Origin of the sequence: Paenibacillus phyllosphaerae, from assembly GCF_014192105.1 — a bacterium.
GTDB lineage: Bacteria > Bacillota > Bacilli > Paenibacillales > Paenibacillaceae > Paenibacillus_Z > Paenibacillus_Z phyllosphaerae.
This window is the reverse complement of the sequence record NZ_JACHXK010000014.1, coordinates 176,833-186,342: the sequence shown is the minus strand read 5'-3', so window position 1 is coordinate 186,342 and position 9,510 is coordinate 176,833. Positions and strand designations below refer to the sequence as shown.

At 56.8% G+C, this 9,510-nt stretch carries 3 protein-coding genes; 1 reads left to right on the top strand and 2 read right to left on the bottom strand.

The window, feature by feature from the left end; all coding sequences use genetic code 11:
* Positions 1–372 precede the first annotated feature (372 nt).
* Entirely contained in the window at positions 373–7,491 is a 7,119-nt protein-coding gene (locus tag FHS18_RS24220) for a family 43 glycosylhydrolase (RefSeq protein ID WP_183602956.1), read from the top strand.
* A gap of 113 nt (positions 7,492–7,604) precedes the next feature.
* Here FHS18_RS24220 and FHS18_RS24215 read toward each other — a convergent pair whose 3' ends face one another.
* Positions 7,605–8,303: a DUF2238 domain-containing protein gene (locus FHS18_RS24215; protein ID WP_183602955.1), complete on the bottom strand. Its 699-nt coding sequence runs from the start codon at positions 8,301–8,303 to the stop codon at positions 7,605–7,607.
* 135 nt (positions 8,304–8,438) lie between these two features.
* Positions 8,439–9,506 carry an NAD(P)-dependent alcohol dehydrogenase gene (locus FHS18_RS24210; protein ID WP_183602954.1) on the bottom strand — a complete coding sequence of 356 codons (1,068 nt, stop codon included), beginning with the start codon at positions 9,504–9,506 and terminating at the stop codon, positions 8,439–8,441.
* Between the last annotated feature and the right edge of the window lie 4 nt (positions 9,507–9,510).

The following is a 9,510-nucleotide window of genomic DNA, read 5'->3' as shown; positions in this document are numbered from 1 at the left end:
CAGAAGCCGAGTAGGATCGTCTTTGCATAAAAAAGCTCCCCTTAGGGTAACAGGTTTTATTATTTCACCTGTCTACCGTAAGGGGAGCATATCATGCGGCAGTTGCTCCCTCTTTATTTTTTCACGGCTGACGCCTTCTTCATACATTCCTCGGAATACTTAACAAAAACACGTAATATTACAAATACTTTCGAACAAGCGGCTCCTATAATGAAGGAGATGGAAGGCTGCGGAGCATTTGGGCCGGCAAAAAAGGCGCAATTCGACAACTGATTGTAAGCGTTGTCACAAAACGAAGGAGAAAGGAGCGGACATCTGCAGTTGTCCTAGCAAGGGGAATATCATAAGCAAGTTCGGGAGGGTATGGTTTCCATGAAGGGGAAAAAGCAGATCAGTATGGCATTGGCGCTAGCCATGCAAGTGTCCGCGTTCGCGGGCGGTTCCGTATACGCGGCCGATTCGGTCACGGTAGAAAGTGGGAGCAAGGCAGCATCAGGCGATTTGACGGCTGCATCCTTGCTCGCGCAATCGGTAAGCGGCAACAGTTTCGCCGACGATTTCAGTGACGGTAATGTGGATGGCTGGAGCACGTACCGCTCGCCTAACGCCGATTTCCCAGGAAATTGGACGGTCAATGATAAGGGGCAGCTCTATGTCACGAATGTAAACGGCGGTGATCTCGGAAGTCCCGGATCGAAGGCGGTTGCCGACGGAACGAGCTTCAAGGATTTCGTCTATGAAGGCGATCTTGCCGTTAATGGATTCAATTCGGACAGCTCAGGCTTCCTGTTCCGCGTCACCAATGTCTCGCCTGATCCGCAGTGGGACGGATACAACGGCTATTATGCTTCTCTTGGTCATGACGGCGTCGTCCGGTTAGCGCGTGTCGTCGGCAACGATTATGCGTTCGCTGAGCTGGCATCGGCGAGCGTCTCCGTGACGTCAGGCCATATGAAGGTAGTGGCGATCGGGAACAACATCCGCATCTATATGAATGATATGGATACGCCTGTGATCGACTACACGGATAACGACGGCAAGCAGATTACGGCAGCCGGCGCAATCGGCCTTAGAACCTGGTGGGGACGTACGACGTTCGACAATTTGACGGTAAATGAGATCGTACCGGTGGCAGCACCGACGTTCTCGCCTGCGACGGGCAGCACCTTTGCGGAGTCCGCACGAATTGCGATCACGTCGGCAACGCCGGATGCGGTTATTCATTATACGACGGACGGCAGTGTGCCGACGAAGGAATCGCCCGTCTATAACGGACCGTTCACGATAACCGAGACCACGACCGTCAAGGCGCTAGCGGTCAAAGACGGCATGTTCGATTCCGAAGTCGCAAGCGCCAGCTATGCGAAGCAGTCGGTCAGCTTCAGCGACAACTTCGACAGCAGTACCGCGAGCAACTGGAAGACGTACGGCGGGACTTGGAATTTATCCGGGGGCACGTACAACGTTAATGCCGGGGCAGGCTTCAAATCGGTCGCCAATGCCACCGACTTCACGAACTTCTCTTATTCGGCGGATGTCTCGATCAGCGGCGGGGCGGCGAACGACAATGCCGGGTTGCTTTTCCGCGTGACGGATCCGACAGTAGGCGCTGATAACTTGAAGGGGTATTATGCGGGCATTCGTAAGGGCGGCTCCATTCAAATCGGCCGATTCAACAATGGTTGGAAAGAGCTTGCGAATATACCGTATCCGATTCAGACGGATACCGCCTATAAGCTCAGGGTGGAAGCGAAAGGTCCGAACATCGACGTGTACGTCAATGACGAGCTGATCGCAAGCGTCGTCGACCGGATGTGGACGCACGGGGCTGTCGGCGTACGCACGCATTACTTGAATGCGAAATTCGATAATGTATCCGTCACAGACACGGGCGCGTATACGGCGCCAACCTATGACTGGTCATGGGTCAAAGGCGCGGTATTCGTCCCGACGAACGCGGTCAATCAGATTCAGCAATGGGACCAATACGACCATGAGATCAACGAACGCGAGCTGGCCAATGCCCATACCTACGGAATCAACATGGTCCGCGTGTTCGTGCATAACCTGCTCTGGAAGGACGACAGCGAGAAGATGCTGGCGAACCTGGAAGATTTCTTGCAGCTGGCCGATAAGTACGACATCAAGGTCGAGCTCGTCTTCTTCGACGATTGCTGGAACGATTATCCGACGCTTGGCGAACAGCCGGCTCCACGATACGGCGCGCACAACAGCCGTTGGGTCGAGGGTCCGGGAGACGAGGTCAAAGCGAACTATGCCGCGAATAAGGCCGATCTGAAAGCATACGTGCAAGGGATCGTGAAGGCGCATCTGAACGATCCTCGGATCGCGATGTGGAATATTTACAACGAACCGAGCAACGGCGAGTCCGGTCTCATGGACCAGGTCACCAAGCAGATCATGAACGACGCCCGCATCTGGATCAAAGATACGGGATCCGCCATTCCGGTGACCTCTACGGGCGGCCAATTCTCCGGCGATCCGACGTCCGACTTTATCTCGTGGCATCCGTATGAGGCCGATTATCCGACACCTTACGGCATCTCCAAGGAAATCCTTGCGGATGAAACGATGAACCGAGGCTCGCAGACCGTACCAGGCGTGGTGGAGCATTACGGCGACCGAGGCATCGGATTCGTGATGTGGGAATTCGGCATCGGCCGGGACAATACGCGATTCGCGTGGGGAACGGACGTGAATCCGGCCGTATCCGAGCCGGCGATCCCGTTCCATGGCGTCGTCTATCCGGACGGCCATCCATGGCAGGTCAATGACGTGAAAGCGCTGGTCGGGGCTGAAGCTTTCAAGACGCTGCCGGTCTTCCATGCCCAGTACTACAACGATCCGAATTTCGGCCAGTTGACGAAGACGTCTATTACACCGCGAATCGATTTTGAGCTCGGCGATGAGCGAGGTACGGGTTCTCCGGATGCGTCCGCCGGCATCGGCGAAGACAACTTCTCGATCCGCTGGTCAGGCACGGTGAAGCCGGAAGCAACCGGAACGTATACGTTCTATGCGGACAGCGACAATATTGCCAGCGTCTGGGTGAACGGTACGAAAGTCGTCGACAAAACAAGCGATGTTCGCGAAGAAGCGAGCGGACAAATCCAGCTGACGGCTGGTGAAGAGGCAGCGGTCAAGATCGAATACGTCCATGCCGATGGCGATTCGAGCCTGCATGTGAAGTGGGCCGCTCCAGGCGGGGACAAAGAAGCGCTGCTGCCGGTATTCGCGGACAAGGCAGCCGAGTCCGTAGCGCTTCCTTCGCAAGTGAACGTCGCCGTGGATGATACGGTGCGCGTGCCGGTGCAATTCAGCCCGCTTGATGCCAGCGCACAAGCGGTTACATGGACATCGAGCAATCCGCTGGTCGCATCGGTCCACGCTTCGACCGTTGACGGTATCGGCGAAGTAAGAGGGGAGAAAGCCGGAACGGCGACGATTACGGTCGCGTCGGTCGCGGATCCGAGCAAGACGGCCAGCGTAACGGTAACCGTCGGCGAAGGGGACGATCAGCCGGCGATTCCGGATAGCGCGATCGTCGATCATTTTGACGGAGGGACGCTAGACAGCGCTTGGCAGATCGTGAAGGAATCGGCGGCGAACTGGAGTCTGTCGAGCCGTCCGGGTTATCTTCAGCTGAACGCGATTCAGGGCGACATGTATCAGAGCGAGAACGGCCATCATAACGTATTCATCCGCGATCCGAAGGCCAATGCGAACGGCGATTACGAGATTACGCTCAAGCTCGATTCGACCGTGATCAAGAATTACCAGCAGGCTGGCCCGATAATATGGCAGGACGAGAATAACTATATCCGGCTAGGCAGGGTCTACAACGGCGGCAAGACGCTGGAGTTCGCGAAGGAAGTAAACGGCAGCTACAGCGGAGCGGGTCTGATGAATCGGCAGCAATTCCCGACCGGCGACCGCGTCTACATGAAGGTCGTGAAGCTGGGCAACACGTATACGCCATATGTGTGGAATGAAGGCGAGTGGATTCAGGTTGCGCAGACCGTAACGGCTGAACTCAAAAACGCCAAGGTCGGTCTGTATGGGTTAGGCGCGACGGACGCGACGGCGATGAAAGCAAGCTTCGACTATTTCGAAGTGCATCCGGTCGAATATGGTCCGGCAACCGGCGTCACGCTCGACAAGACTGCGCTGACGTTAGGTCTTGGCGGTACGTATACGCTCAAGGCGAATGTGGAACCGCTGACTGCCGCGGACAAATCGGTCACCTGGAGCTCCAGCAACGAAGCGGTGGCGACGGTTAGCGCAGGCGGCGTGGTGACTGCGGTAGGCCCGGGCCTCGCTACGATTACGACGGAGACGGTCAGCGGGCATTACACGGCCACTTCGACCGTTACGGTAACCGCAGGCAGCTTGTTCACGAACCCGATCGTGCCGGTGGGCAGCGGCGGCGGTTCCGCCGATCCGTGGGTGATTTTCCAAGACGGCTACTATTACTACATCCGGTCCGATGGCGATCAAGGCATTCAGGTTGCGAAGGCAAGCCGGCTGCAGGATATCGGGACGGCGCCGCGCGTGACGGTGTACACGCCGCCGCTCAATACCGATTATTCGAAGGAGATTTGGGCGCCGGAGCTGCATTTCTTAAACGGCAAATGGTACATCTATTTCGCCGCGGATGACGGCGACAACTTCAACCATCGCATGTACGTGCTCGAGAGCGACACGGATAACCCGCAAGGCTCGTATACGCTCAAAGGCAAAATTACAGACGCGACCGACAAATGGGCGATCGACGGCACGGTGCTGAAGCAAGAAGACGGCAGCCTGTACTTCGTCTGGTCGGGCTGGGAAGGCGACACGAATGTGCGGCAGAATTTGTACATCGCGCCGATGAGCAACCCGTGGACGATCAGCGGTCCGCGCGTGCTGATCTCGACGCCGGAGAAAGCTTGGGAGCTGAACGGCACGCCTTATATTAATGAAGCGCCGCAAGTATTGCAGAAGGACGGCAAAACCTTCATCGTCTACTCCGCAAGCGGTAGCTGGACGGACGATTATACGCTCGGCATGTTGACGAATACGGATGGGGATGTCCTGAACCCGAACGCTTGGACGAAATCCGGGCCTGTCTTCTCGAAGGTACCGACGGCGTATGGCCCTGGCCATAACTCGTTCACGCAATCGCCGGATGGCACCGAGGACTGGATCGTCTACCATGCGGATCAAGTCTCAGGCGGATCATGGGGCAACCGAAGCGTAAGAGCGCAGAAGTTCACATGGAACGAAGACGGTACGCCGAACTTCGGCACGCCGGTCGGTTATGGCGACGCGGTCCTTGCACCGGCAGGTACGCCGCAAGTCGATACTTACCGCTATGAAGCGGAAGGCGCGGACGCGCAGCGCGGCGGCACGGCGACGATTGCCTCCGAATCGAATGCTTCCGGCGGCCAGGTAGCAGGCCATATCGACCTTGCAGGCGATTATGTCCAGTTCAACGTGAACGTGAAGGAAGCGGGCGCTTACCGCTTAACCGTGATGAACGCGAACGGCACGGGCGGCGACTTTGCGCCTGCCAAGCATGACGTAACCGTCAATGGTGCAAGTGCAGGGACGATTACGTACCGCAACTATGGCTGGAATATTTTCAACCCGTCGACGATGATTGTTCAACTGCAGGCCGGCGCGAACACGATCAAGCTGGCGAAGAAAGTCGGCTATGCGGAAGTGGACTACATTCAGTTGCTCCGGATTCCGGCGGATCAGTTGGTCAGCGGCATTCAAGTCGCATCGAAGAGCGGTCAGCATACGATCGCGGCGGACAAAGGCACGCTGCAGATGACGGCGAAGGTACTTCCTGCGTCCGCGATGGAAACGCACGTCACTTGGAAAGTGACCAACACGGACGGTACGCCTACCGACAAGGCGAGCATTAATGCCAAAGGGTTGCTGAGCGCGCTCGACAACGGCATCGTACGCGTGGAGGCTTATGCGGCGGACGGCTCCGGGAAGGTCGGCACGTATCAGGTAACGATCAGCAATCAAGAGCGCGTCCTCAAAGTAATGCCGCTGGGCGCCTCGATTACGCACGGTTTCAACATTCCGGGCGGTTACCGCATCAAGCTGTGGGATTCGATCCGGGAAGCGGGCTATCGGGTGAATTTCGTCGGCTCGATCGCGAACGGTCCGGCAGCCTTGGGCGATAACGACCATGAAGGACATCCGGGTTGGCGCATCGATCAGATCGATGCGGAGATTGACGGCTGGATGGAGGAGTCAAGGCCGGATATCGTGCTGCTGCATGCCGGCACCAATGATATTAACCAGAACTATGACGTGGCCAATATGAACGTCAGACTGGAAGCGCTGATCGACAAGATCACGGCGAAGCTTCCGGAAGGCGGCAAGCTGTACGTGGCGCAGATCGCGCCGGAGAGCAATGCGGACTGGAATGCGAAGGTGCAGCAGTTCAACGCCAAAGTGGCTGAATTGGTGCAGAAGAAAGCCGAAGCCGGTCAACCGGTGGTGCTGGTCGACATGTATCATGCGCTCAACGTGTCCGATCTTCAGGATGGCGTCCATCCGACGGCGGCCGGCTACGATAAGATGGCCGACGTATGGTTTGAGGCAATCAAAGGCGACTTCGAACAGTCGCAAGTTTCCGATACCGTAACATTAACAGGCCCTGCCGCTGTATCGGCGAATCAGCTGTTCGACGTAACGCTTCGCCTGAATGAGGGAGCTGCCGATGCGATCGCGCAAGACTTCACCGTCCACTATGATGCGGACAAAGTCGAATATGTAGGCGCGCAATCGTTGCAAGAAGGCTACACGATTTTGGATTCGGCCGAAATTCCGGGAGCGATCCGGTTCCTGGCGGTCAACTTGCAGAAGGATTCCGCTTCCGGTAGACCGCTCGATCTGATCAAGCTGCAATTCAAAGCCAAGGACACGGCAGAGAACGTGACGAGCAGCTTGTCACTGACGGATATCGCCTTCGCGGACAGCACGGGTACGGAGACGATCATCGCGAATCCGCGACCGTATGCCTTCGAGATTACGGCAGCCGTGACGCGCGATGCGCTGAGCGCGGCGATCGCAAGCGCGCAATCGTTGCATGACTCGTCTGTGGAAGGAACGAGAGCAGGCCAGTATCCGGTCGGTTCCAAAGCAGCGCTGTTGACAGCCATTCAGGCGGCGCAAGCGGTACTGGACAACGCTGGGGCGACGCAGTCGCAGATCAACGAAGCGCTCGAGCAGTTGACGACCGCGGTACAGACATTCCGCTCGCTCGTCATCAAGCAATCCGCCGGCGACATCAACGGCGACAACCGCTACAGCATCGGCGACCTGTCGATCGCGGCGGCTCATTACGGCAAGACGAACGCAGATCCGAATTGGACGACGATCAAGTCGGTTGACCTGAACAACGACGGCGTCATCGACATCATCGATTTGGTCGCATTAGCGAGATTGATTCTGGAAGAAGCGTAATAGGGAAGAGCTGTCCCAGTTGACTTGGGACAGCTCTTTGTTTAATCAAGGGGAAGGCGGACCCGACCAATGAGAGGCACCTTGAAGCGGCAATACCGCTTCAAGGTGCTTCTTCATTTCATGCTCGAACGGCTCCGGCTCAACTTATGCCCAATACGTCGTTGGATTCCGAATAGGCCAAGCGCTAACACGACGCCGATGAGCGACATCGTCATGTCTTTATGGGAATCGAATACATCCCCTTGCATCCCGATATACTTCGCAGCCAGCTTGGGATCGAACAACACCGCCGCCCACATCTCCAGCAGCTCGAACAATCCGCTTGCTGCGACAATGAAGGCGAACGTAACGACATATTGACCGGCATGGCGCATCTTGAGCACATACAGAACGGCTTCTCGAACCGGAAAAGCGATGAACAGACCGAAGGCAAAATGGACGATCCTGTCGTAGTACCCCCGGTCGGTATGAAGAATTTTCTTCATCCAATCATCAACGGGAGTGAACTGATACGAGAAATGCCCGCCATAAGCATGCATGGCGAGGAACGCCGCAATCAGTATATAGCTTACATTGGTAAGCGGAAGAATGCGGTAAGTCCAGACGAGCAGGATGATGCCGCTGACCAGTAACGTGTTCTCGACCAGCCATACTTTCCAGTCGAGCGGACGGATCGCCATGAATATCCAAAAAATTGAAAACGCGCTGATCGTCACCTTCAGCAGCCAGTTTTCCTTAAATCGGATTTGATGGCTTTTGAGCAGCTTGGACCAGTTTGCGGTATGGCGTTGCTTCGCGGATGGAAGAACCAAGTCATAACCTCATTTCGCACGCACCCGAATGGATGAGTAGGGTTTCACCTAGCTTTTCCAATTAGGGGCGAGATCATGAAACGTGCTCGGGAAATGGAATGAAGTTAAGCAAGGCGCTTAAGCTTGGCCTGCCGATTAAGAGTTTATGCTTCGGTGATTCGGATAAATCATCACCTTAATGCTCGTGTCCTTGCGGGTGCGCGCCGTCTCGACCGCTTCCTGGATGTCGGCGAGGCTGTAGCGGTGCGTGATAATCTTCTCGATATCGACCGTGGAGCGCTGCAGCGCCTGAATCGCCGCCGGATACGTGTTCGCATAGCGGAAGACGCCATAGGCATCGATCTCTGCATCGATAAGCGCACCCATATCCATCGGAACGGTGTCTGTTGCTGGCAGACCGACGAATACGATCCGGCCGCCGCGCCGGACCAGCTTCACCGCATCGTTCATCGCTCGGCCGTTGCCGGACGATTCGACGATAAGCGTAATGCCTGCACCGCCCGTCAGAGTCTCCAGCCGCTCGCCGACCGGTTCCGTCGCCGGATCGAATACGGCGGTGAAGCCCATCTCCAGGGCGAGCTCGCGCCGATAGGCGACGGTGTCCGTACCGTAGATCTCCGTAATCCCGAACAGCTTGGCCGCTTGTCCGGCGAGGAGGCCGATCGGGCCGAGCCCGGTGACGAGCAGCCGGTCGAACGGCTTGGCTTGGCCGCGCAGCATCGCATGGAACCCGACGGACAGCGGTTCGAGCAGCGCGCCGGTCTCATAGCTCATTCCCTCGGGAAGCTTGAACAGGTAGTCGCTCGGCATGACGATGTAATCGGCCCAAGCGCCGTTCACCGGCGGAGTGGCGAGGAAGACGACGTCCGGGCACAGATTGTAGCGTCCGCACTTGCAATAGTCGCACCTTCCGCAGGTGACGCCCGGTTCAACCGCTACCCGGTCGCCCACCGTAACGTTCGTCACCAGCTTGCCGACCTGAACGACTTCGCCGGCGAGCTCATGGCCGAGAATGATCGGCTCATTCACCACATAACGGCCGATCTTCCCATGCTCGTAATAGTGAACGTCCGAGCCGCACACTCCGATGCAGTGCACGCGCACGAGCGCCTCGTGATCCCCCGGAGTCGGAATATCCACTTGCTGAACCTCGATCGACAGCGGCTTGTCCATGATGGCCGCATTCATTTTGCCTGTTGTCATTGCA

Excerpts from the sequence above, each read along its gene's own strand:
- FHS18_RS24210 (WP_183602954.1), bottom strand. The coding sequence starts at position 9,506 with ATGACAACAGGCAAAATGAATGCGGCCATCATGGACAAGCCGCTGTCG.
- FHS18_RS24220 (WP_183602956.1), top strand. The coding sequence starts at position 373 with ATGAAGGGGAAAAAGCAGATCAGTATGGCATTGGCGCTAGCCATGCAA.